At 72.7% G+C, this 23,561-nt stretch carries 22 protein-coding genes; 7 read left to right on the plus strand and 15 right to left on the minus strand.

Going from position 1 to position 23,561, the window contains the following annotated elements:
- Positions 1-70: 70 nt before the first annotated feature.
- Positions 71-673, minus strand: a complete 603-nt coding sequence (locus tag CTZ28_RS06005) for a hypothetical protein (protein ID WP_121888199.1) — start codon at positions 671-673, stop codon at positions 71-73.
- Positions 674-926: 253 nt separating this feature from the next.
- Here CTZ28_RS06005 and CTZ28_RS06015 point away from each other — a divergent pair, with 253 nt between their 5' ends.
- Positions 927-3,731 carry a penicillin acylase family protein gene (locus CTZ28_RS06015; RefSeq protein ID WP_121888200.1) on the plus strand — a complete coding sequence of 935 codons (2,805 nt, stop codon included), beginning with the start codon at positions 927-929 and terminating at the stop codon, positions 3,729-3,731.
- Positions 3,732-4,018: 287 nt separating this feature from the next.
- Here CTZ28_RS06015 and CTZ28_RS06020 read toward each other — a convergent pair whose 3' ends face one another.
- Positions 4,019-5,257, minus strand: coding sequence for an exo-beta-N-acetylmuramidase NamZ family protein (locus CTZ28_RS06020; protein ID WP_121888201.1), 1,239 nt, complete (start codon positions 5,255-5,257; stop codon positions 4,019-4,021).
- A gap of 231 nt (positions 5,258-5,488) precedes the next feature.
- Between CTZ28_RS06020 and CTZ28_RS06025 the strand changes: the two genes are divergently transcribed.
- Positions 5,489-6,253 (plus strand): SDR family oxidoreductase, encoded by a 765-nt coding sequence (locus CTZ28_RS06025; protein WP_121888202.1) that lies wholly within the window; start codon positions 5,489-5,491, stop codon positions 6,251-6,253.
- 122 nt (positions 6,254-6,375) lie between these two features.
- The gene (locus CTZ28_RS06030; RefSeq protein WP_121888489.1) at positions 6,376-6,972 is read left to right on the plus strand and encodes a TetR/AcrR family transcriptional regulator; all 597 of its coding nucleotides are present in this window, start codon (positions 6,376-6,378) and stop codon (positions 6,970-6,972) included.
- A 249-nt stretch (positions 6,973-7,221) separates the two neighbouring features.
- On the opposite strand, the gene CTZ28_RS06035 is transcribed toward CTZ28_RS06030, so the two are convergent.
- The 7 genes from CTZ28_RS06035 to CTZ28_RS06065 form a co-directional block, all read right to left on the minus strand.
- Complete coding sequence (locus CTZ28_RS06035) at positions 7,222-8,439, minus strand: acyl-CoA dehydrogenase family protein (RefSeq protein ID WP_121888203.1); 1,218 nt, start codon at positions 8,437-8,439, stop codon at positions 7,222-7,224.
- A 6-nt stretch (positions 8,440-8,445) separates the two neighbouring features.
- Positions 8,446-9,468: a phosphotransferase family protein gene (locus CTZ28_RS06040; protein WP_121888204.1), complete on the minus strand. Its 1,023-nt coding sequence runs from the start codon at positions 9,466-9,468 to the stop codon at positions 8,446-8,448.
- Between the two features lie 155 nt (positions 9,469-9,623).
- Positions 9,624-9,923 (minus strand): hypothetical protein, encoded by a 300-nt coding sequence (locus CTZ28_RS06045; RefSeq protein WP_121888205.1) that lies wholly within the window; start codon positions 9,921-9,923, stop codon positions 9,624-9,626.
- A 144-nt stretch (positions 9,924-10,067) separates the two neighbouring features.
- Entirely contained in the window at positions 10,068-10,388 is a 321-nt protein-coding gene (locus CTZ28_RS06050) for a DUF202 domain-containing protein (protein WP_121888206.1), read from the minus strand.
- Positions 10,376-10,768, minus strand: a complete 393-nt coding sequence (locus tag CTZ28_RS06055) for a YidH family protein (RefSeq protein ID WP_121888207.1) — start codon at positions 10,766-10,768, stop codon at positions 10,376-10,378. Before CTZ28_RS06055 ends, CTZ28_RS06050 begins: the two co-directional genes overlap by 13 nt.
- A 54-nt stretch (positions 10,769-10,822) precedes the next feature.
- The gene (locus CTZ28_RS06060) at positions 10,823-11,338 is read right to left on the minus strand and encodes an NUDIX hydrolase (protein ID WP_121888208.1); all 516 of its coding nucleotides are present in this window, start codon (positions 11,336-11,338) and stop codon (positions 10,823-10,825) included.
- 542 nt (positions 11,339-11,880) lie between these two features.
- Positions 11,881-12,774, minus strand: coding sequence for a DMT family transporter (locus CTZ28_RS06065; RefSeq protein WP_121888490.1), 894 nt, complete (start codon positions 12,772-12,774; stop codon positions 11,881-11,883).
- 388 nt (positions 12,775-13,162) lie between these two features.
- Between CTZ28_RS06065 and CTZ28_RS06070 the strand changes: the two genes are divergently transcribed.
- From CTZ28_RS06070 to CTZ28_RS06080, 3 genes are all read left to right on the plus strand, one after another.
- Positions 13,163-14,167, plus strand: coding sequence for a hypothetical protein (locus tag CTZ28_RS06070; protein ID WP_121888209.1), 1,005 nt, complete (start codon positions 13,163-13,165; stop codon positions 14,165-14,167).
- Positions 14,168-15,239: 1,072 nt separating this feature from the next.
- Positions 15,240-15,977: a molybdopterin-dependent oxidoreductase gene (locus tag CTZ28_RS06075; protein ID WP_121888491.1), complete on the plus strand. Its 738-nt coding sequence runs from the start codon at positions 15,240-15,242 to the stop codon at positions 15,975-15,977.
- Complete coding sequence (locus tag CTZ28_RS06080) at positions 15,961-16,584, plus strand: cytochrome b/b6 domain-containing protein (RefSeq protein ID WP_121888210.1); 624 nt, start codon at positions 15,961-15,963, stop codon at positions 16,582-16,584. The genes CTZ28_RS06075 and CTZ28_RS06080 overlap by 17 nt, the downstream gene beginning before the upstream one ends.
- 104 nt (positions 16,585-16,688) lie before the next feature.
- Here the strand turns inward: CTZ28_RS06080 and CTZ28_RS06085 are convergent, their stop codons facing one another.
- The 4 genes from CTZ28_RS06085 to CTZ28_RS06100 all read right to left on the minus strand — a co-directional run bounded on the left by CTZ28_RS06085 (position 16,689) and on the right by CTZ28_RS06100 (position 20,504).
- Positions 16,689-17,714: an L-idonate 5-dehydrogenase gene (locus CTZ28_RS06085; protein ID WP_121888492.1), complete on the minus strand. Its 1,026-nt coding sequence runs from the start codon at positions 17,712-17,714 to the stop codon at positions 16,689-16,691.
- A 14-nt stretch (positions 17,715-17,728) separates the two neighbouring features.
- Positions 17,729-18,493, minus strand: a complete 765-nt coding sequence (locus CTZ28_RS06090) for an SDR family oxidoreductase (protein WP_121888211.1) — start codon at positions 18,491-18,493, stop codon at positions 17,729-17,731.
- A 13-nt stretch (positions 18,494-18,506) separates the two neighbouring features.
- On the minus strand, positions 18,507-19,904 hold the full coding sequence (locus CTZ28_RS06095) for a GntT/GntP/DsdX family permease (RefSeq protein ID WP_121888212.1): 1,398 nt from the start codon (positions 19,902-19,904) through the stop codon (positions 18,507-18,509).
- Between the two features lie 81 nt (positions 19,905-19,985).
- A complete protein-coding gene (locus tag CTZ28_RS06100; protein WP_121888213.1) occupies positions 19,986-20,504 on the minus strand; it encodes a gluconokinase in 519 nt (172 codons plus the stop codon).
- Positions 20,505-20,646: 142 nt separating this feature from the next.
- Here CTZ28_RS06100 and CTZ28_RS06105 point away from each other — a divergent pair, with 142 nt between their 5' ends.
- Positions 20,647-21,348, plus strand: coding sequence for a FadR/GntR family transcriptional regulator (locus CTZ28_RS06105; RefSeq protein ID WP_121888214.1), 702 nt, complete (start codon positions 20,647-20,649; stop codon positions 21,346-21,348).
- Positions 21,349-21,351: 3 nt separating this feature from the next.
- Here the strand turns inward: CTZ28_RS06105 and CTZ28_RS06110 are convergent, their stop codons facing one another.
- Both CTZ28_RS06110 and CTZ28_RS06115 read right to left on the minus strand, forming a co-directional pair.
- Complete coding sequence (locus tag CTZ28_RS06110) at positions 21,352-21,720, minus strand: YchJ family protein (protein WP_121888215.1); 369 nt, start codon at positions 21,718-21,720, stop codon at positions 21,352-21,354.
- Between the two features lie 447 nt (positions 21,721-22,167).
- Positions 22,168-23,505 (minus strand): M1 family metallopeptidase, encoded by a 1,338-nt coding sequence (locus tag CTZ28_RS06115; RefSeq protein ID WP_121888493.1) that lies wholly within the window; start codon positions 23,503-23,505, stop codon positions 22,168-22,170.
- Between the last annotated feature and the right edge of the window lie 56 nt (positions 23,506-23,561).

Here is a 23,561-nt window from a genome sequence, read left to right on the forward strand (position 1 = left end):
GAGGCACACCCGCAGGATGCCGGCCGGCACTGACGCAGGGGTGCGGCATCCCCGGCGCACCCCCGGTCGGTCAGGCCGACATGAGCAGCCGCCCGCGCCGGGCGTATCCCAGCGCCTCGGGCGTGAGGACGGGCCGCGGTACCAGAATCCCGCAGTCCACGCAGACCGGACCGGACGAGGGTTCGTGGTCCAGGTCGTACTTCCAGAGGAGGCGCTCCCCGCCACACACCGGGCAGGCCGAGCCCGGCGCGCGCTCAAGGGCGGCGATCAGCCGTCGCAGCACCTCGGCGAGTGGTTCACGGGGGTGGACCCGCGGGTCGTCGCACCACGCGACCCCGAAGCCGCCCCAGGTCAGCCGGTGCCAGTCGTCCACGCTGCCCGGCCGGCGCAGCCCGTCCTGCTTCTCCTTCCTCCGGCGCTCGGCGAACTCCCCTTCGTAGCCGAGCCAGACCGCCCGGGCCTCCTCCAACTCCTCCAGTGCGGCCACGAGACGCACTGGATCGGGGGAACGGTCCTCGGGGTCGAACCCGGCCCGGGAGCACAGATGGTCCCAGGTCGCCCTGTGCCCATAAGGGGCGAACCGCTCAAGGCACTTGCGCAGCGAGTAGCGCCGCAGCGCCAGGTCGCACCGCGGGTCGCGCACCTGTCTCGCCAGACTCCGGAAACCGGCCATCGCCCTGCACCTCCGTCACACCTGCACCTGTACTTCGGTCACTTCGGCGTCGTCGTACGGACTTCGCGCGACGTCGCCGAATAGACGTGTCGATACGCGATTCGGCTCCATCCGATTTCCGATGTCCGCCATAAGGCGCCCCCGGTTGACGCGGACAACGGCTGCGGCGACTCCGAAAAGTGACGCATGTTCATCTTCAATGTCGGGGATACCGGCGGTAACGTCCGGCCCACCCCCGTCGGTAGGAGCTGCCATGCCCTGGCGCACCCCACGCAACGTGTTGTTCCACAGACTGAGAACTCCCGGCAGCCGCACCGGGTTCCTGAAGACGGCGTCCGTATGTGCTCTGCTGGCCGGTCTGCTGTCCCCGCTCACCCAGCAGGCGGCGGCCGCCGAGCCGGCGGCGGTGCAGGCCACGGCCGCCGACGACTACTGCGGCGGGCAGTGTTCCGACATCCTGCCGCCCGGCCAGAACGGCAACGCGACCCTCGTCCAGATCCTCCTCAACCAGGCCTTCGGCACCCAGCCCGACCATGCCGAGGACCAGCTCGGTCCCTATGCCGACCTGGCCACGGGCTACTCCGCGCTCACCGACGCGAAGATCAACACCTTCTTCAACGACGCCTCGTTCGGAGTACCCGCCGACCAGGTCGCCGCCACCGAGAAGCCGGCCGGCCGCACCGACGTGACGATCGTCCGGGACAAGAGGACCGGAGTCCCGCACATCACCGGCACCACCCGGTACGGCACCGAATTCGGCGCCGGCTACGCCGCGGCCCAGGACCGGCTGTGGCTGATGGACGTCTTCCGGCACGTCGGCCGCGGCCAATTGACCTCGTTCGCCGGCGGCGCCGCCGCCAACCAGGGCCTTGAACAGCAGTTCTACCGCAACGCCCCCTACACCGAAGCGGATCTGCAGGCCCAGATCGACAACGCCGTCGCCCAGAACGGCGACCGCGGCCGGCAGGCCATCGCCGATGTCAACGCCTACATCGACGGCATCAACGCCTACATCGACGCCTCCGACAGCGGCCGCTACTTCCCCGGCGAGTACGTGCTGACCGGCCACAAGGACTCCATCACCAACGCCGGCACCATCGAGCACTTCAAGGTCACCGACCTGGTGGCGCTCGCCTCCGTCATCGGCGCACTGTTCGGCGCCGGCGGTGGCGGCGAGGTCGACAACGCGCTCTCCCTGATCGCCGCCCAGTCCAAGTACGGCGTCGAGGAGGGCACCCGGGTCTGGGAGTCCTTCCGCGAGCGCAACGACCCCGAGGCCGTCCTCACCCTCCACAACGGCGAGAGCTTCCCGTACGGCACCAGGCCCGCCGACCCGAAGGGCGCGGCCCTGCCCGACGCCGGCTCGGTGACCCAGGAGCCCCTGGTCCACGACCGCACCGGCAGCGCCGCCACCGCGAGCGCCGACGGCGCCTCCACCGAGGCCGCGAGGACGGCGGTCGGCTCCGCCCGGCGCGGCATGTCCAACGCCCTGGTGGTGAGCGGCGAGCACACGGCCGGCGGCCACCCGATCGCCGTCTTCGGCCCGCAGACCGGCTACTTCGCACCCCAGCTGCTCCTGCTCCAGGAGATCCAGGGCCCCGGCATCAGCGCCCGCGGCGCCTCCTTCGCGGGCCTGAGCATGTACGTCGAGCTGGGCCGCGGCCAGGACTACGCGTGGAGCGCCACCACCTCCGGCCAGGACATCATCGACACCTACGCGGTCGAGCTGTGCCAGGACGACTACCACTACCTGTACCGCGGCACCTGCACCGCCATGGAGAAGGTCGAGCAGAAGAACGCCTGGAAGCCGACCGTGGCCGACGGCACCGCGGCCGGTTCGTACACCATGCGGGTCTGGCGGACCGAGTACGGACCGGTGGCGTACCGGGCGACCGTCGGCGGCAAGAAGGTCGCCTACACCACCCTGCGCTCCTCCTACCTGCACGAGGTCGACTCGATCATCGGCTTCCAGATGCTGAACGACCCGGACTATCTCAAGGGTCCCGAGGACTTCCAGACCGCGGCGCAGCACATCAACTACACCTTCAACTGGTTCTACGCCGACTCCCGGCACACCGCGTACTACAACAGCGGCAGCAACCCGGTGCGGGCGAGCGGCGTGGACGCCGAGTTCCCGGTGTGGGCGCAGCCCGCGTACGAGTGGCGCGGCTGGGACCCGGCGGCCAACACGGCCGCCTACACGCCGCCCGCCGAGCACCCCCACTCCGTCGACCAGGACTACTACATCTCCTGGAACAACAAGCAGGCCGAGGACTACGCGGCCGCGCCCTGGGGCGAGGGGTCGGTGCACCGCGGCAACCTCCTCGACGACCGGGTGAAGAAGCTGGTCCAGGCCGGCGGGGTCACCCGGACATCGCTGGTGAAGGCGATGGCGGACGCGGGGCTCGCCGATCTGCGTGCCGAGGGCGTGCTGCCGGACCTGCTGAAGGTGATCAACAGCTCGACGGTCACCGACGCCACGGCCGCGGCGGCGGTGAGCAAGCTCCAGACGTGGGTGAGCGCCGGCGCCAAACGCACGGAGACATCGGCGGGTTCGAAGCGGTATGCGAACGCCGACGCCATCCGGATCCTGGACGCCTGGTGGCCGCTGCTGGTGAAGGCCCAGTTCGAACCCGGTCTGGGCAGCGACCTGTACACCGCGTTCACGGCCAACCTGCCGGTGGACGAGGCGCCGTCGGCCGGGCACGGCCCGACCGGGTCGCACGCGGGAAGCGCCTTCCAGTACGGCTGGTGGAGCTATGTCGACAAGGACATCCGGGCGGTGCTCGGCGAACCCGTGCAGGGACCGCTCGCCGGGAAGTACTGCGGCGGCGGCAGCCTCACCTCCTGCCGGGACATCCTGATCAGCACGCTCAAGCAGGCGGCCGGGCTGACCGCCGGCCAGGTCTACCCCGGCGACGACCAGTGCTCGGCGGGCGACCAGTGGTGCGCCGACTCGATCGTCCAGCGCACCCTGGGCGGCATCAAGCACGGCAACATCAGCTGGCAGAACCGGCCGACCTACCAGCAGGTGGTGGAGTTCACCGCGCACCGGTGAGCTGACGGCGGCGGGCCGCGCGACGCGGCCCGCCGCCGGTACCACCCGCGCCCACTCGGGCTGCCCGAGGTCGCAGTGTCCCCGGCCGCCCGGCCGCCGCGCCGGACCACCACCGCCGCGTCGACGTTCACGCGCCCCGACGAGGAGCGGCTCGCTCGGGGCCTGGGCGAGTGGCCACGCGCGCGTACCCGGTCCGCCTGCGCACCCCGTCGTGCTCCCTCGTCCTCCGAGCGGTGCGCTGTGCGGGCATCGTCCCGCCACCGGGCGGGCCGGTCAGCCGCCGGGGCTCACCTGTAGTGGAGATACTCCCCGCGCACCCTGCGGAACGCCGCCAACTCCCGCTGCCAGGCGCCGGCCACCTCGTCCGGTCCCGCGCCCGCGTCGATCATCGTGCGCACCTGCGCGGAGCCGGTGAGCTTGTCGATCCAGTCGTCGGAGCGCCAGGCGAAGCCGCTCCAGACCCGTCTGGCGGTCACCAGGAGCGCGATCCCGGTGCGCACCGGGTCGTACGCGGCCCGGTCGTGGACGTGGATCTGTACGCCGCCGACGGTCGTGCCCTGGAACTTGGAGAAGGCGGGAGCGAAGTAGGCCTCCCGGAACCGCACGCCCGGCAGCCCGAGTTCGCCGGCCGCGGCGGCCCACCGTCCGTCGATGCCGTCCGCGCCGAGCAGTTCGAAGGGCCGGGTCGTGCCGCGCCCCTCCGACAGGTTCGTCCCCTCGAAGAGACAGGTCCCCGAGTACACCAACGCGGTGTCCGGCGTCGGCATGTTCGGGCTCGGCGGCACCCAGGGCAGTCCGGTCGCGTCGTAGAAGTCCGACCGCCGCCAGCCCGTCATCAGGACGGTCTCCAGGGGCACCGGCGTGCTCAGGAACTCCGCGTTGAACAGCCGGGCCAGTTCGGCGACCGTCATCCCGTGCGCCTGGGCGATCGGCTGCCGGCCGACGAAGGTGGCGAACTCCCGGTGCAGCACCGGTCCCTGGGCGGAGCGTCCGGTCACCGGGTTGGGCCGGTCCAGCACCACGAACCGCTTGCCCGCGAGCGCCGCCGCCTCCATGCAGTCGTACAGGGTCCAGATGTACGTGTAGAAGCGGGCGCCCACGTCCTGGATGTCGAAGACGACCGTGTCCACTCCGGAGGCGGTGAACACGTCGGCGAGCGGCCGGCCGCTCTTCAGGTAGGTGTCGTAGACCGGCAGCCCGGTCGCCGGGTCGTCGTGGCGTCCCTCGGAGCCGCCCGCCTGCGCGGTGCCGCGAAAACCGTGCTCGGGGCCGAAGACGGCGGTGAGGGACACCCGGGGGTCGGCGTGCATGACGTCGACGATGTGCCGGGCGTCCCGGGTGATGCCGGTCGGGTTGGTGACGATGCCGACACGCCGGCCGCCGAGGAGCGCGTAGCCGTCCGCGGCGAGGCGCTCGAACCCGGTGCGCAGCGGCCCGCGGCCGTCCTCGGCGGCCGCGGCGGGCGCGCCGGACACGGCCGCCGCCGTGGTCGCCGCCGCGAGGAGACTCCGTCTGGACAGGTGCATGGGGCGACCTCCGTGATCGATGTTGGCATGGGCACGCTATGCGCGTCCCGGCGTGGTCCGGAAGGTGCGGGGCGCCCGTGCCGGGCCGGGCCCGTGCCGCGAAGCCGCTCCCGGGCACGGTCCCGCGCCCCCGACGTGTCGCGGTCGCTCTTTCCCGTCAACATACCGACCGGTTAGTGTGGCACCGCAGGAGCCGGTTCGTGTCGTGTCCGGTCGGGTCGAAGGAGACCGATGGTGGAAGCCGTGCAGGACGCCGGAGTCGTCGTCACCGGGGCGGGCGGCGGGATCGGGGCCGCGCTCGCCCGCCGGTTCGCCGCCGCGGGCGCCCGGGTCGTCGTGAACGACCTCGACGCGGACCGGGCCGGGGCGGTCGCCGACGAGATCGGCGGCATCGCGGTCCCCGGCGACGCGTCGACGACCGTCGCCGCCGCCCGGGACGCGCTGGGCGGCACGGTCGACATCTACTGCGCCAACGCGGGGCTCGGCTCGGGCGGTTCTGAGGCCGCGCCCGAGGACGTCTGGGCACGGGCCTGGGACGTCAACGTCATGGCGCACGTACGCGCCGCCCACGCGCTGCTCCCCGGCTGGCTGGAGCGCGGTGCCGGCCGCTTCGTCTCCACCGTCTCCGCCGCCGGCCTCCTCACCATGATCGGCGCCGCCCCGTACAGCGTCACCAAGCACGGCGCGTACGCCTTCGCCGAGTGGCTGTCGCTGACCTACCGGCACCGCGGCCTGAAGGTCCACGCCATCTGCCCGCAGGGCGTCCGCACCGACATGCTGACCGCCACCGGCAGCGCGGGCGACCTGGTGCTCAGGCCGACTGCGATCGAGCCGGAGGACGTCGCGGACGCCCTGTTCGAGGGTATCGAGGAGGACCGCTTCCTGATCCTGCCGCACCCGGAGGTCGCCGACCACTACCGGCTCCGGGCCACCGACCCGGACCGCTGGCTGTCCCGCATGAACCACCTCCAGCACACCTGGGAGACGAACCGATGACCGGCTCCCACGAGATCCTGCCGGATCCGCCCAGGGCAGCAGGTGGAAAGATCCTCCGTCGGGAACTTCGTTCCCGCGCGCACGACAGCCAGTGAAGCACCACGGAAAGGCAGGTGGCGGCAGTGCCCAGGACGACGACGGACGGCGACGGGACTCCCGTCCCGCAGCGGCTGCTCGCCGCCGCCACACGGCTCTTCGCCGAGCAGGGCTACGACCGCACCTCGGTGCAGGAGATCGTCGAGGCGGCCGGTGTCACCAAGGGAGCGCTCTACCACTACTTCGGCTCCAAGGACGACCTGCTGCACGAGATCTACGCCCGCGTGCTGCGCGTCCAGCAGGAGCGCCTCGACGCCTTCGCGAATGCCGACGAACCGGTCGAGAAACGGCTGCGGGCGGCGGCGGCCGACGTCGTCGTCACCACGATCGAGAACCTCGACGACGCGTCGATCTTCTTCCGGTCCATGCAGCATCTCAGCCCCGAGAAGAACAAGCAGGTGCGTGCCGAGCGCCGGCGCTACCACGAACGCTTCCGTGCGCTCGTCGAGGAGGGGCAGCGGGAGGGCGTCTTCTCCACGGTGACCCCGGCCGACCTGGTGGCGGACTACCACTTCGGCTCGGTCCATCACCTGTCGACGTGGTACCGGCCGAACGGCCCGCTCACCCCTCAGCAGGTCGCCGACCATCTGGCGGATCTGCTGCTGCGGGCGCTGCGGCCTTGACGTGCGCGGTGCGAATTTGGCGGGGCTGTTCTGTCGTCTGTCGTGTGCGGCTGCGTCGTGGTTGATCGCGCAGTTCCCCGCGCCCCTTTGGGGCGCGTTGTCGGACTGTGGCTTTCGCGTGGTGTAGGCGCGTGGTGATGGCCGTCTGTCGTGTGCGGCTGCGTCGTGGCTGGTCGCGCAGTTCCCCGCGCCCCTTTGGGGCACGTTGTCGTGGTCGCGTAGTTCCTCGTGCCCCTTTGGGGCGCGTTGTTATGAGGCGTATTTCTTCAACTCTTGGCGGGCCAGGGAGCGTTGGTGTACCTCGTCCGGGCCGTCTGCGATCATCAGGGTGCGGGCGGCGGCGTACAGCTCGGCCAGGGGGAAGTCCTGGCTGACACCGCCGGCGCCGTGCAACTGGATGGCCCGGTCGATGATGCCGACGACCGCGCGGGGCGTGGCGATCTTGATGGCCTGGATCTCCGTGTGCGCCCCCTTGTTGCCGACCGTGTCCATCAGCCACGCCGTTTTCAGCACCAGCAGCCGCAGCTGCTCCACCGTCACCCGGGCGTCCGCGATCCAGTTGTGGACCACGCCCTGCCGGGCCAGCGCCTGGCCGAACGCCGAGCGGGACACGGCACGCCGGCACATCAGCTCGATCGCCCGTTCCGCCATGCCGATCAGCCGCATGCAGTGGTGGATGCGGCCCGGCCCGAGCCGGGCCTGGGCGATGGCGAACCCGCCGCCCTCCGCGCCGATCAGGTTCGACACCGGCACGCGCGCGTGGTCGAAGACCACCTCGGCGTGACCGCCGTGACCGTGGTCCTCGTACCCGAAGACCCGCATCGCCCGCCGCACCGTGACGCCCGGGGTGTCGCGGGGGACCAGGACCATGGACTGCTGGCGGCGGATGTCGGTCCCGCCGGGGTCGGTCTTGCCCATCACGATGAAGATCCTGCAGTCCGGGTTCATCGCCCCGGAGATGTACCACTTGCGTCCGGTGACGACGTATTCGTCGCCGTCCCGTTCGATACGGGTGGTGATGTTGGTGGCGTCCGACGAGGCCACGTCCGGCTCGGTCATCGCGAACGCCGAGCGGATCTCGCCGGCCAGCAGCGGCTCCAGCCACTGCTTCTTCTGCCGTGCGTCGCCGAACTGCGCCAGCACCTCCATGTTGCCGGTGTCCGGGGCCGCGCAGTTCAGCGCGGTGGGCGCGAGCTGCGGGGAGCGGCCGGTGATCTCGGCCAGCGGCGCGTACTGCAGGTTGGTCAGCCCGGCGCCGTACTCGGCGTCCGGCAGGAACAGGTTCCACAGCCCCTGCCTGCGCGCCTCGGCCTTCAGCTCCTCGACCACGGCCGGGGTGTCCCAGGGTGAGGCCAGCGCCGCCCGCTGCTCCTCCGCGACCGCCTCGGCCGGATACACGTATGCGTCCATGAAGGCCAGCAGCCTGGCGCGGAGTTCCTCGGTGCGCGCGTCGAACGCGAAGTCCATGACCGGTCAGCCTTCCTGGAGGGTGGTGAGTCCGTGCTCGATGAAGACGGGGACGAGGCCGCCGATGCGGTCGAAGCCGGGTCCGACCGTCCGGCCCAGCGTGTACCGGTAGTGGATGCCCTCCAGGATCACGGCGAGCTTGAACCACGCGAACGCCGTGTACCAGGAGACGGCCGACACGTCGCGCCCGGAGCGCGCCGCGTACCGCTCGATCAGCTCGGCCGGCGCGGGGTGCCCGGCGGCCTCGGCGGTGGTCGAGACGGGGGAGTCCGGCGCGCCCAGCGGCAGGCTGTACATCACCAGCAGACCCAGATCGGTGAGCGGGTCGCCCACCGTCGACATCTCCCAGTCGAGGATCGCCGTGATCCGGTCGTCGGCGTCGATGAGGACGTTGTCGAGCCGGTAGTCGCCGTGCACGACGGCCGGCGCGGGCGAGGTGGGCAGCGCGCGCCCGAGGGCCGCGTGCAGTTCGTCGATGCCGGCCAGCTCCCGGTTGCGGGAGGCGTCCAGTTGCTTGCCCCAGCGGCGCAACTGCCGGTCCAGGAACCCCTCGGGCCGGCCGAAGTCCGTGAGGCCCACCGCTGCGGGGTCCACGGCGTGCAGCTCGACGAGGGTGTCGACGAGGGCGAGCACCGCGGCCCGGGTGCGTTCCGCGCCCAGCGGGGCCAGCTGCTCCGCGGTGCGGTACGGCGTGCCCTCGACGAACTCCATGACGTAGAAGGGCGCGCCGAGCACCTCCGGGTCCTCGCACAGCAGCAGCGGGCGCGGCACCGGCACGCGCGTGGGGTGCAGTGCGCTGATCACGCGGTGCTCGCGCGCCATGTCGTGCGCGGTGGCGAGGACGTGGCCGAGCGGGGGCCGGCGTACGACCCAGGTCGACGTGCCGTCCGTGACGGCGTAGGTGAGGTTCGACCGTCCGCCCTCGATCAGCCGGCCGGACAGGGGGCCGTCGACCAGACCTGGTCGTTCGCGGTCGAGCAGGCCGCGCAACCGGTCGGGATCGAGTCCGGGCGGCCGGTCGGGGCTCATGCATCGCTCCTACGAACAGGTGAACAGGACGCGACCAATGATGCCGACCGGTCGGTATGCCGTCCAGTGCGGGTGCCGAACGTGATCGGGGCCACGAGGGGCCGACGGCTCCCCGCGCGTCGCGCGAAGGGACCGTCGGCCCGGGTGCGGTGGGGTCAGTGGTCGTCCCAGTGGCCGGCGTGCTCGGCGTGCCGGTGGCCGTCGTGCAGATAGTCGACGTGGTCGCCGTGGAGCACGCTCGCGTGCCCGCAGTCCTCGCCGTGCCGGTGGTCGTGGCCCTCATGGGTGGTGTGCGTGGCCGGCTCGCACTCGTCCCAGTGCCCTTCGTGCGCGCGGTGCAGATGCCCGTCGTGCGCGTAGTCCACATGGTCGCCGTGCGGCACCTGGGTGTGCCCGCACCCGGGACCGTGGTCGTGCGAGTCATGGGCGGCGTGCGCGTGATGAACCGAGGTCATGGTGCTCACCTTCAGGAGTGTGAGGTGCTGACGACGGACAGGCTGCCACGCATGCGGAACATATCGGACACCCGGTTGCGTGGCGCCCGAGTACCCCACCATGCTGGCCGAACGCCGCCCCTCCGGCACCCCGAACGGGCCGCCCTAGACGACTATCGCCGCCGCGCACGCCGCCATCGCCACCGCGCACAGCGCCGCCACCGCGGCGTGTCGGGGCGTGAGGGGTGCGGGGCGCGCGGACGTCGAGAGCGCCCGCACGCGGTGGTGCGCGATCCGCAGAAAGCCCAGCCAGAGCCCGAAGCACAGGGCGCACACGAGGATGCCGACGGGCGACGCCCCGCCGTGCAGGGCGGTGCGCAGGGCGAGCACGGTGGCCACGGTGTAGGCGAGCGTCGTGCGCCGCCAGGCGAGCCGGGTCCGCTCCGGCTGCAGCCCCGGATCCCGGCCGGCCGTCACCCCTTCCACCCGACGAGCACGACGAGCACCATGGCGACGGCCACCACCCCGACGACCAGGCTCAGCAGCGCCGGGAACCGGGACGCGGGCAGATCCTCGCCCCGCCGCATCGCCCGCTCGCAGCGCACCCAGTGGTTGACCGCGCGCAGCGAGCACAGCACGCCCGCGCCGAGCAGGGCGAGCGCCAGCCCCACCCGCCAGCCCCAGCGCAGCTCCGGCAGGAACTGGTCCACCGCGAAACCCCCGCCGATCAGCGCGAGCGAGGTGCGCAGCCAGGCCAGGAAGGTGCGCTCGTTCGCCAGCGAGAACCGGTAGTCGGGCGTGCCGCCCTCCTCCCGGACCCGGTCGGGCGTGAACCAGAACCGGACGTTCCGCAGGAATTCGATCACGCCGAGGACCCTACCGGGCGCCTCGGCGGGGCCGGTCGGCCGGGCCGCCCACGCTCATCCCTCGCCCCGGTGCTCCCGCAGCCGCCGGTACGCCGCGAGCCCGTCCGGCGTCCACTCCCACGCGCCGAGCCGCCGCGTCAGTTCGTCCTCGGTCAGGAAGTCGTGCCAGGCCACCTCCTCGGCCTGGGGCCGGACCGGAAGGTCGCAGCGGACCTCGTAGACCGCCGACCACCAGCTGTGGCCGGCGCCGTCGTCGTACAGGAACGTGAACAGGTGCGACGGGCGGGGCAGCCCCGTCACCCCCAGTTCCTCCTCGGCCTCGCGCAGGGCCGCGTCGTCGTAGGACTCGCCCGCGCCGACCACCCCGCCGACGAACATGTCGTACCGGGAGGGGTGGACCAGCTTGGTCGCCGTGCGGCGGTGCACGAAGATCCGGCCGGCCGCGTCCCGGGCCAGGACGAACGCGCAGCGGTGGCGCAGCCCGCGCGCGTACGCCTCGCCCCGGGGGGACTGCCCGATGACTTGGTCGTGCTCGTCGACGATGTCGAGGATTTCGTCAGCAGCGCTCATGGCCCCATCCAAGCAGGGTGCGGTGGCCGCTCCCGGCCGGGTCGACCGGGGCGCGGGGTGGTCGGAGACCGGGTCGGCTGGGCGCGGGGTGGTCGGAGGCTGGGGCGGCGGGGCGGCGGGGCGGCGGGGCCGCGGGGGCGCGAGGGCGCGAGGCCGCGGGGCCGCTGGCGGCTGGGGTCACGGGGGCGCTCGGTCGCTGGCGGCCGGGTCGGTCGGGGCGCGGGGTGGTTGAAGGTCGGGTCCATCGGGCTCGGGGTCGCTGGAGGCCGGGCCCGCTGGGGCTCAGTGCCGCTTGTTGCTCGGTCCATCGGGGGTCAGGGCTGCTGGAGGTCTGTGCCCATCGGGCTCGGGGCGGTTGAAGGCTGGGGCCACGGGGGCGCTCGGTCACTGGAAGCCGGGTCCATCGGGGCGCGGGGCGGGGCTGCTGGAGGCCTGGGTCCATCGGGGCGGGGCTGCTGGAGGCCGGGCTTACTGGGGCTCAGTGCCGCAGGGTTGCCGGGTCCCTCGGGGCTCAGGCGTGCCGGCGGCCGGGCCATCCGGGATCAGTGCGGCTGGAGGTCGCGTTCCGGTTCTGTTTCCGCCGTGCCGCGCGGCATCGCCGGATGCAGCCCCAGCAGCACGATGCCCACGACCACGGCGGCGAGCCCGGTCGCCTCCCAGGCCAGCGCCCCGGTGTCGGTACGCAGCCGGTCGCCGAGAAAGCCCACCCCGCACAGGATCCCGGCCAGCGGCTGGGCGGCCGTGAGCGCGGGCAGTGACATGCGCAGCGGCGCCGTCTCGAACGCGCTCTGCACCAGGATCAGCCCGGTGACGCCCAGCACGAGCACACCGTAGGGCTGCCAGCCGGCGAACAGTTCGGCGAACCCGCCCGCGGAGAACCGCTGCCCGCTGATCCGGGTCAGCGCGTCCTGCACGCCGTACAGGAGACCGGCGGCGAGGGCCAGCAGCACCGGGGCCGTGCTCAGCCGGGACCGTTTGGCGAAGGTCGTGAGCACCAGGGCCAGGCCCAGCATCACCCCGATGATCAGCCAGTGGCGGAACGGATCGGTGACCGCGTGCCCGCTGTGCGGCTGGCCCGCCACGATGAACGCGGTCACGCCACCGGCCAGCAGGGCGAGGCCCGTCCAGCCCTGGCTGCCCAGCGGCTGCTTGGTCTGGTACCGGGAGAGGGCGAGGGCGAACAGCAGGTTCGTGGCGAGCAGCGGCTCCACCAGGGAGATCTCGCCCTTGCCCAGGGTGATGGCGCCGAGGACCATCCCGGCCGCCATCAGGCCGATGCCGCCGAGCCAGCGCGGCACCTTCATCAGGTCGAGCAGCAGCCGCGGCGAGAGGAAGTCGCTGAGCGGTGCCTTCTGGGCGGCGTTCTGCTGGAGCACGAACCCGAAGCCCAGGCAACAGGCCGCGCTCACACCGAGAATCAGAACCAGAACCGACACGCTGCGTACCTCGATCATCCGGCCGGGCCACGGGTGCGTAGTGGCCGACTGTAGCGTTCCGAAGCACTCCGTGCCCCCGGGAGTGCCCGGAACCGGTCAGGTGAATCGGTCACGGCGCCCGGTGGGTCAAGGGGGGGCGCGGGTCGGCGACGTGACCGTACCGCCATGGTCCGTCGCCCGGACGGGCGCCGCCATGGCGTAGGCCACAGCGTTCGCCCTCGGCGCGCCCGCCCCGGCCGCCCGATGGGCCCTCGGCCTGCCCCAACTCCCCCTGCACAAGCGGTAGTTGAAGCTATCAACAGCTCCGGTGAACTTGACGTGAACCGTTGGCTGGGGATTTGCTGTGAGTGATCAGTCGATGGCAGTTCGACAACCAGAAAGTTCCGCGGTGCCCTCACCCCCGCCCCTGCTCCACCCGCGCCGCGAGCGCCCCTCCGGGGTCTTCGACGACGCGTTCGACGACACCGAGCTGATCGCCGCGCGCGCCGCGCCGGCCCAGGGCCGGCGGCATGCCGTACGGGCGCTGCTGCAACGCACGGCCGACGACTGGGACCGCCGCGGCCACCGGATCTGCGTTCTCGCCCGGGAGCCGTACGCCGCCGACTGGGCCCGCGACTGGCTGGCCGCCGAGCCGGGGTCCGCCGACGCCGCCGCGCTGCTCGCCCTGACCCTGGCGCGGCGCGCCCTGAACGGCAAGGAAGAGCCCGCCGCGGCCCGCGCCGCCTGCCGTGCCGCGGCCGAACGGGCGCCCGCCGACCCGACCCCCTGGCTCGGCCTGCTCCTGCTCGCTCGCGACCTGGGCACCGACGAGGAGACCGCGGACGCCTTCGCCGAGGTGTGCCGCCGTCACCGTGACCACCATCACGCCCACCATCTGATGACCGCCCGCCTCGCCGAGCTCCGTCCCGAGGCCGGCGCCGACCCGGGCCACGAGGCGTACGCGTTCGCCGACCGGACCGCGGCCCGCGCCCCCGCGGACTCCCCGCTCGCCGTCCTGCCGGTCGTCGCGCACGCCGAGCGTTTCCGGGCGCTGGCCGCCGCGGGTCTCGTACCCGCCGACCCCGCGGCCTCCGGCCACTGGTCGGGACCCTGGGCCCGGCAGCTGCTGGAGGCCGCCTTCGACTGGTGGCTGGAGTGGGAGCACGACGAGCATCCACGCCGCCATGTCGATCTGAACTTCCTCGCCCACGCCATGTCCTGCGCGGGCCGGACCGCCGAGGCCGCCGCCCTGTTCCAGCGGATCGACCGGCACCCGACCGCACGGCCCTGGTCGTACCCCGGCCGCGAGCCCGGCGCCGCCTTCCGCGCCGCCCGCGACCGCGCGCTCGGCGCCGCGCAGCCGGCGTCCGACGGGGCGCCCCCGGACCCGCAAGAAGTCATTACAGAACGCTGACCCGTGCCCCGAACCCCTGGCCCCGCAAAGCCGACGGTGCTCGAATGACGGGGTGAACCCCCAACCACCCGACGCTGCCGGGACCGAGAACATACGGACCGAGGCCGCCCGGGCCGAGAAAACGCCGGTCGAGGACACCCAGGCCGAGAACCTGCCGGCCGAGGACCCGCGGGCCCAGAACACCCGGGCCGAGAACCCGCGGGTCGCGGATGCGCGAGCGGAGGAAGCCCGGGCCGAGGACCTGCCGGTCGAGGACCCGCGGGTCGCGGATGTGCGTGCGGAGGATGCCCAGGCCGAGAACCTGCCGGTCGAGGACCCGTCGGCGGAGGACGTCAGGGTCGAGAGCACGCGGGTCGCGGATGTGCGTGCGGTGGATGCCCGGGCTGGGGACCAGTCGGTCGAGGACCCGCGGGTCGCGGACGTGCGGGCGGAGGATGCCCAGGCCGAGAACACGCGGGTCGAGGATCGGCCGGCCGAGGACGTGCGGGCGGAGGCCACCCGGGCCGAGAACCTGCGGGCGGAGGATGTTCGGGTTGAGGACCCGTCGGCCGGGGATGTCAGAGTCGAGAACACGCGGGTCGCGAACGTGCGGGCCGAGAATGCCCGGGCCGAGGATCTGCCGGTCGAGGACGCTCGGCCCGAGAACCCGCCGGCCGAGGACGTCCGGGCGGAGAACACGCGGGCCGGGAACACGCGGGCGGTGGATGCCCGGGCCGAAAGCACGCGGGTCGAGGATCGGCTGGCCGAGGACGTGCGGGCGGAGGCCATCCGGGCCGAGGGCCCACTGGCCGAGAACGCCCGGGCCGATGACGCCAGGGCCGAGAACCTGCGGGCGGTGGATGTTCGGGTTGAGGACCCGTCGGCCGGGGATGTCAGGGTCGAGGGCGCCCGGCCCGAGAACCCGCCGGCCGAGGACGTTCGGGCGGAGAACACGCGGGCTGGGAACACGCGGGCGGATGACGCCCGGGTCGAGGTCCCGTCGGCCGAGACCGTGCGGGCGCAGGCCACTCGGCCCGAGAACCCGCAGGTCGAGAACCCCCGGCCCGAGAACCCCCGGCCCGAGAACCCCCGGGTGGGGAACTCGTGGGTCGGCGGTGATCAGGTCGAGGAGGGGCGGCCGATAGGGCGGCGTGTTTTGCTTGGCACTCTTGTGCTCGGGGCTCTCGGGGTGGTCACCGCGCCCGCGCTGCAGCGTGGCACCGAGGCGTTCCTCGGTGCCGCGTCCGGCAAGGACCCCACCGGGCTGTCCGGCCTGCTGCCGAACGGCGGCGGCTTCCGCTACTACTCGGTCACCGCGTCCGTCCCGCACCAGGGCCCCGCGGACTACCGGCTCACGGTCGGCGGACTCGTCGACCACCCCCGCACCTACACCCTCGCCGACCTGCGCGCCCTGCCCCGGACCCGGCTGGTCAAGGACGTCCAGTGCGTCACCGGCTGGCGCGTCGCAGACACCCCGTTCGAGGGGGTCCGGCTCTCCCGGCTGCTGGACGCGGCGGGCGTGCGCGGCACCGCCCGCGCGATCCGCTTCACCTGCTTCGACGGCACCTACACCGAGAGCCTCACCCTCGACCAGGCCCGCCGCCCGGACGTGCTGGTCGCGCTGCGCATGCAGGACAAGGACATCGGCCACGACCACGGCGGCCCCGTCCGCCTCTACGTCGCCCCCATGTACTTCTACAAATCGGCCAAGTGGCTCTCCGGCATCACCGTCACCGACCGGGTCGAGCCCGGGTACTGGGAGAAGCGGGGATACGACGTCGACGCCTGGGTCGGCCGCTCGAACGGACGGTCCGATGAGCGTACGAGCTGAGACCCCCGCGCGCACCGCCAGGCTGCGGCGCTTCTCCCGCGCCGAACGCTGGGTGCACCGCACGACGGCCGCACTGATGGGCGTGTGCGTGGTGACCGCGGCCTTCCTCTACCTCCCCCAGCTCGCCGTTCTCGTCGGCCGCCGCGCCCTCGTCGTCCGCGTCCACGAGTACGCGGGCCTCGCGCTGCCGGTGCCCGTCCTGCTGGGGCTCGCCTCCCGGGCGTTCCGCGCCGACCTGCGCTTCCTCAACCGCTTCGGCCCGCACGACCGGGTCTGGCTCGGGGCGGCCCTGCGCCGCGACAGACGGCCCGCCGCGCGCCCGGCGGGCAAGTTCAACGCCGGCCAGAAGATCTACGCCGCCTGGCTCGCCGGCGCCACGCTGGTGATGCTCGGTACGGGCCTGCTGATGTGGTTCACCCACCTCACCCCGTTGATCTGGCGCACCTCCGCGACCTTCGTGCACGACTGGCTCGCCCTCACCATGGGCGTCGTCCTGGCCGGCCACATCGGCATGGCCCTGGCCGACCCGGAAGCCCGCCGCGGGCTGCGCACCGGCACCGTGAGCCGGGACTGGGCCGACCGGGAGCACCCGCTGTGGCGGCCCTGACACACCACGGGTCCGTGGGGCTGCCCGGGAACACCGGGCGATTCGCCGTCCGCTTGCCGCCCGCGGCGCCCCGCAGCCGGAGCCACCGGCCGCGGAGCGTCGGTTCAGGCGTCGAAGTCCAGCAGCACCTTGCACGAGCGGCTGCGGTCCGCCGCCAGGGCGAAGGCCCGCTCCGCCTCGGTCACCGGGACCACCGCGCTGATCAGCCCGTCGAACGCGGGCTCGGCCGCCAGCAGTTCCAGCGCCTCGTCGAACTCGGCGTCGAACCGGAACGCCCCGCGCAGCTCGATCTCCCGGCTCACCACCAGGTTCCCCGCGAACGGGCTCTGCCCCGGCGGCAGCATGCCCAGCTGCACCACGACCCCGCCGCGCCGCACGAGCCGCAGACAGGTGTCGAGCCCGGCGGCCACCCCCGAGGCCTCGACGGCCACATCGACCTCGGCCGGCCAGCCGGTGTCGTCCGGATCGTCCGCCCGGACGACCGTGTCGGCGCCCGCCACAGCGGCGTACCGCAGCGCCTCGGGCAGCAGGTCGGTCACGGTCACCCGGGCCGCGCCCGCCGCCCGCACCGCGGCGACCACCAGACATCCGATCGGCCCGGCCCCGGTCACCAGCACCTGCCGCCCGGCCACCGGCCCGGCCCGCCGCACCGCGTGCAGCGCGACCGACAGCGGCTCGGCGAGCGCCGCCCGGCGCGGCTCCAGACCGGCGGGCAGGGCACGCAACTGCCCGGCCGGCACGGCCACGCGGGCCGCGAACCCGCCCTGGACGTGCGGGAAACGGGCCGCGCTGCCGAGGTAGCGGGTGTCCCGGCACACGGTGCGCCGCCCGGCCGCGCACTCCGGGCACGCCCCGCACGGTGTGGCGGGGTGCACGGCGACGGCCGTACCGACGGCCGGCCCCGAGGCGCCGGCGCCGTACCCGACCACCGTGCCCACCACCTCATGGCCGAGCACCATCGGCTCCCGGAGCCGGAAGTCACCGACCCCGCCGTGCCGCCAGTAGTGCAGGTCGGAGCCGCACACCCCGCCGTAGCGGACGGCGACGAGCGCCTGTCCGCGGCCGGGTTCCGGCACCGGCAGCTCCTCGACGCGCAGATCACCGCGCCCGTGGATCACACAGCCCCACATCGCGTCGGCCTCCTTCACAGCACGCTCGTCATGCCGCCGTCGACATACAGCACCTGCCCGCTGACGAAGTCCGCGGCCGGCGAGGCGAGGAACAGCACCCCGCCGACCAGGTCCTCGGTACGGCCCCAGCGCCCGGCCGGGGTACGGCGGCGCACCCAGGCGGTGAACTCCTCGTCCTCGACGAGCGGCCGGGTCAGCTCGGTCTCGATGTACCCGGGGCCGAGCCCGTTCACCTGGACGCCGTACGGCCCCCAGTCCGCGCACATGCCCTTGGTGAGCAGCTTCAGCGCGCCCTTGGTCGCCGCGTACGGCGCGATGCCGGGGCGCACCACCTCGCTCTGCAGCGAGCAGATGTTGACGATCTTGCCGTGGCCGCGCTCCGTCATCCGCCGGGCCGCCTCGCGGCCGACCAGGAACGCGCTGGTCAGGTTGGTGTCCAGGATCCGGTGCCAGTCGGCGTCGGTGAACTCCAGGAGCGGGGCGCGCAGTTGCATGCCCGCGTTGTTGACCAGGATGTCGAGCGGGCCCACCCGCTCCTCGACGTCCGCGATGCCCGCCGCCACGGACGGTCCGTCGGTCACGTCGAACACCGCCGTGTGCACCCGGCCGGCGGGCAGGCCGGCGGCGGCCTCGGCGAGCCGGGCGCCGTCGCGTCCGTTGAGCACGACCGTGCAGCCGGCCTCGGCCAGACCGCGGGCCAGCGCGAGCCCGATGCCCCGGCTGGAGCCGGTGACCAGGGCCGTGCGCCCGCCGATGTCGAAGAGGGGGTGAGCCGTCATCGCCGTACCCTTCCTAGATCACGAGGGAGAGCAGGAGGACCAGGGCGCCGGCGACCACGGAGATGATGCACTCCATCACCGACCAGGTCTTCAGGTTCTGGCCGACGCTGAGCCCGAAGTACTCCTTCACCAGCCAGAACCCGGCGTCGTTGACATGGCTCAGGAACAGTGAGCCGGCGCCGATCGCCAGGACCAGCAGGGCCGCGTGGGTGGTCGACATGTCGGCAGCCAGCGGGGCGACCAGACCGGCCGCCGACACGGTCGCCACGGTCGCCGAACCGGTCGCCAGCCGGATCGCCACCGCGATCAGCCAGGCCAGCAGCAGCGCCGGGATGGACCAGTCCTTGGAGATGTCGAGGACCATCTGGCCGACGCCGGAGTCGATCAGCGTCTGCTTGAAGCCGCCGCCCGCGCCGACGATCAGCAGGATGCCGGCGATCGGCATCAGGCCCTTCTCGACGGTCCGCGAGAGCCGGTCCTTGGAGAACCCGGCCGGGCGGCCCAGCGTGAAGATGCCGACGATCACGGCCGCGAGCAGCGCGATCAGCGGCGAGCCTATGACGTCGAAGACGCGCTGCACCAGGTGCGTCGGGTCGTCGACGACGATGTCCACCAGCGCCTTGGCCAGCATCAGGACCACAGGCAGCAGGATCGTGGCGAGCGTGGCGCCGAAGCCGGGGCGCTTCTCCAACTCCTCGGAGGGACGCTGCGGGATCATCCGCTCGGGCGCCGGGACGTCCACCCAGCGGGCGGCGACCTTCGAGAACAGCGGGCCCGCGATGACGACGGTGGGGACGGCGACGAGCACACCGAGGGCCAGCGTGACGCCCAGGTTGGCGCCGACCGCGTCGATCGCGACCAGCGGGCCGGGGTGCGGCGGCACCAGGCCGTGCATCACGGACAGGCCCGCGAGCGCCGGGATGCCGATGCGCATCAGCGAGTAGTTGCCGCGCTTGGCGACCATCAGCACCACCGGGATCAGCAGCACGATGCCGACCTCGAAGAACAGCGGCAGGCCGATCACGGAGGCGATCAGCACCATCGCCCACGGCATCGTCCGGCCGCCCGCCTTGGCGAGGATGGTGTCGACGATCTGGTCGGCGCCGCCGGAGTCGGCGAGCAGCTTGCCGAGGATCGCGCCCAGCGCGATCAGCACGCCGACACCGGCGACCGTGCTGCCGAGCCCGGCGGTGAAGCTGGTGATCACCTTGTCGAGCGGCGCCCCGGCGAACGCGCCCAGCGCGAGCGAGCCGATGGTCAGCGCCAGGAAGGCGTGCAGCTTGAACTTGGTGATGAGCAGGACGATGACGGCGATGCCCGCCAGCACGGCGATGCCGAGCTGGGCGTGCCCAGCCGAGGTGATGGGCTGGACGGTGTCCGCTGCCAGCATCTCGGCACTGAGTCTGGTCACGGGGATTCCCTTGCAGATGGACGGGGACGGGGGAGGTGTTGCTGAGGTGGGGGTGCTACCGCTGGGGGTTGTGCGGGGGTGTCACCGCGCGGTGCCGGGAAGTGCGGCCAGTGCCGCGACGGCCCGCTCGGTGATCTCGTCCGGGCTGCCGGAGACGTCCACGGTGACCCCCGGCTCGTCCGGCTCCAGCGGCTGGAGCGTGGCGAACTGCGAGTCCAGCAGCGCGGTCGGCATGAAGTGGCCCTGCCGGTGGGCCATGCGGTCCTCGATGAGCGCGCGGTCACCCGTCAGGTGCACGAACACGATCCCCGGGGCCGCCGCCCTGAGCCGGTCGCGGTACGACCGCTTCAGCGCCGAGCTGCTCACCACTCCGCCGAGCCCCGCCCGCCCGTGGGCCCAGCCGCCGATGGCATCGAGCCACGGCCACCGGTCCGCGTCGTCCAGCGGGGTCCCGGCCGACATCTTGGCGATGTTGGCGGGCGGGTGGAAGTCGTCGCCCTCGGCATACGGGACGCCGAGCCGGGCCGCGAGCAGGGGACCGATCGTGGTCTTGCCCGTGCCGGCGACGCCCATCACCACGACGACGTGGGGGGTACGCATCACTGCCTCGCTGTCTTCCTCGACATGCGACGTCGACATCTGACGTCGGCACACTGAAACCCATTAGGTACGACGAATTCAAGAGTCTGTGACAAATAAGTCTGACTTTTTGTGAGCGTGATCCACTCTGTACGCTGAGTGCATGAGCACACCGGGCCGGGGGCTGCACGGCCGCGTACTGGACAGCCTCGGCCCCGCGATCACCGCGGGGGACTACCCCGGGGGCAGCGTGCTGCGCACCGACGAACTGGCCCAGCGCTTCGAGGTGTCGCGTTCGGTGATGCGCGAGGCGGTGCGCGTCCTGGAGTCCATGCACCTGGTCGAGTCCCGGCGCCGGGTGGGCGTGACCGTGCTGCCGAAATCCGCGTGGAACGTGTACGACCCGCAGGTCATCCGCTGGCGCCTGGCGGGCACCGACCGCCCGCGCCAGCTGCGCTCCCTGACCGTGCTGCGCTCGGCCATCGAACCGGTCGCGGCCGGGCTCGCCGCGCAGCACGCCACGGCGGAGCAGTGCGCCGAACTCACCGAGTGCGCGCTCGGCATGGTCGCCAACTCACGCGGCCACAAGCTGGAGGGGTACCTCGTCCACGACGTCGCCTTCCACCGGGTCATCCTGACCGCGTCCGGCAACGAGATGTTCGCCCGGCTGGGCGACGTCGTCGCCGAGGTGCTCGCCGGGCGCACCCACCACGAGGTCATGTTCGAGGACCCCGACCCGGCCGCCGTCACCCTGCACGTCCAGGTCGCGGAGGCGGTACGCGGCGGCGACGCGGCCCGCGCCGAGCAGCTGACCCGCGAGATCACCGAGGGCGCGCTCCAGGAACTCGACATCCTCGCGCCCTGACGGTCAGTCGAGGAACTCCCCGTCGACGTACACCCACGCCCCGTCGAACCGCTCGAACCGGCTGCGCTCGTGCAGCGAGCCGCCCCGGTAGGAGGCCCGGAAGGCCACGGTCCCGGCGGTGTGGAAGGCCGAGCCGTCCGTCGTCCCCAGCACCTCCAGACCGGTCCACCGCAGCCCCGGATCGAGTTCGAGCCGCACGGGCCGCGTCCGCGGATGCCAGGTGCGCAGCAGATACCCCACGTCCCCCCGCACAAAGGCCGCATACCGCGACCGCATCAACACCTCGGCAGTAGGCGCGCCCCCCACCCCCCGGTGATACCGCCCACAACACCCGTAATAATCCCCAACCCCACACGGACACAAAGACCCCATCACCATCCCCCCATTGTGCAACGCCCCGCCGACCGGGCCCCGCAGGCAACGAACAACGAGGTGCAGACCTGTCGGCACGGGGCCCTGATTCCGCCGTTGATGGCAGCCCCCCCAAGGGGCGCGGGGAACGGCGCGCCCAGCCACGACGCTGCCGCAGGGTCGTGACGGCCGGGCGCCCCGAAAGGGGGCGCGGGGAACTGCGCGATCAACCACGATGCTCCCGCAGCGGCCCGACGGCCAGGCGCCCCGCAGGGAACTGCGCGCTCAGCCACGACGCTGCCGCAGCGGCCCGACGGCCAGGCGCCCCGCAGGGAACTGCGCGCTCAGCCACGACGCTCCCGCAGAGGCCCGACGGCCAGGCGCCCGCAGGGGTTTGACGGCCGAGCTCCCCGCAAGGGGGGCGTAGGCAACCGACATCCCGACCCACCCCCGCCGGCAAGGCGAAGCTCACTCCCCAGCCCGAAACACAGGCAAAGAAGGCAGCGCAGCGCCCCGTACCCACGCCGTGAACACCCCCTCCACCGGCTCCCGGGCGAACCGCCCGACATGCGCCGCGAACGCCTCAGTCGTCACCGCCCCCCCCCGATGCAGCCGCACCCAGCTGCGCAGCATCAGAAAGAACGCCTCATCGCCGAGAGCACACCGCACCGCGTGCACAGCCAGCCCGCCCCGCTCGTAGAGCCGGTCGTCGAACATCGCCTTGCGGCCCGGATCCGCCAGCCGCAGATCCTGCGGCTGCGAGGACAGCAACCGGTGCGCGACGGCAGCCAGTTGCTGGGCGGTACGCCCACCCGAACGCTCCGACCACAACCACTCCGCGTACTTCGCGAACCCCTCGTTCAGCCAGATGTGCCGCCAGTCGGCGATGGACACACTGTTGCCGAACCACTGGTGCGCCAGCTCGTGCGCGACCAGCCGCTCCGAACCCCGCGCCCCGTCCACATGGTTGGCGCCGAACAGCGACAACCCCTGCGCCTCGACGGGCACATCGAGTTCCTCCTCCGTGACCGCGACCGCGTACTCGTCGAACGGATACGGCCCGAACAACTCCTGGAACAGCTCCATCATCGCGGGCTGCCGCGCGAAGTCCCGGGAGAACTCCGGCAGCAGATGCGCCGGAATGTGGCCGTGCTGAGGGATGCCGCCCGGCCCCGGATCGCCCAGCAGCACCGTCTGGTACTTGCCGATCGTCAGCCCGACGAGATAACTGGAGGTCGGCGCGGACTGCTCGTACACCCACGTCGTCGTCGACGCCTTCGTCGTCCGGGTCAGCAGCCGCCCGCCCGCGACCACCGCGTACGCGGACGGCGTGGTCACCGAGATCAGATACGACGCCTTGTCCGCGGGCCGGTCGTTGCACGGGAACCACGACGGCGCGCCCACCGGCTGGCTCGCCACCAGCGCCCCGTCCGCCAACTCCTCCCAGCCGAGCCCGCCCCACGGGCTGTTCACCGGCTTGGGATTGCCGGACCAGTGCACCTCCACCGTGAACGCCGCCCCGGCCCGCAGCGGCTTCGCCGGCCGGACGCGCAGCCGGCCGCCCCGGTGCGTGTAGTGCGGCTGCCGGCCGTCCACCCGGACCCGGCCGATCTTGAAGTCGGCCAGGTTCAGCTGGAACTCGGCCAGCGGCGACCGCCCCACGATGGCGTTGATCCGGGCCGTGCCCGACAGCCGGTTGGGACCGGGACGGTAGTCCAGCGCGAGCTCGTAGCGGTGCACCCGGTACCGGGAATCACCGTTGTCCGGGAAGTAAGGGTCCTGCCCCACCGACTGCTGAACTGCCACTGCCGCGTCCGCTCCCTGCGCCGTGCCGCCACCCTGTACCGGGGCACGGACCGGCT

Source organism: Streptomyces shenzhenensis (assembly GCF_003688995.1).
In the GTDB taxonomy this organism is placed as follows: domain Bacteria; phylum Actinomycetota; class Actinomycetes; order Streptomycetales; family Streptomycetaceae; genus Streptomyces; species Streptomyces shenzhenensis_A.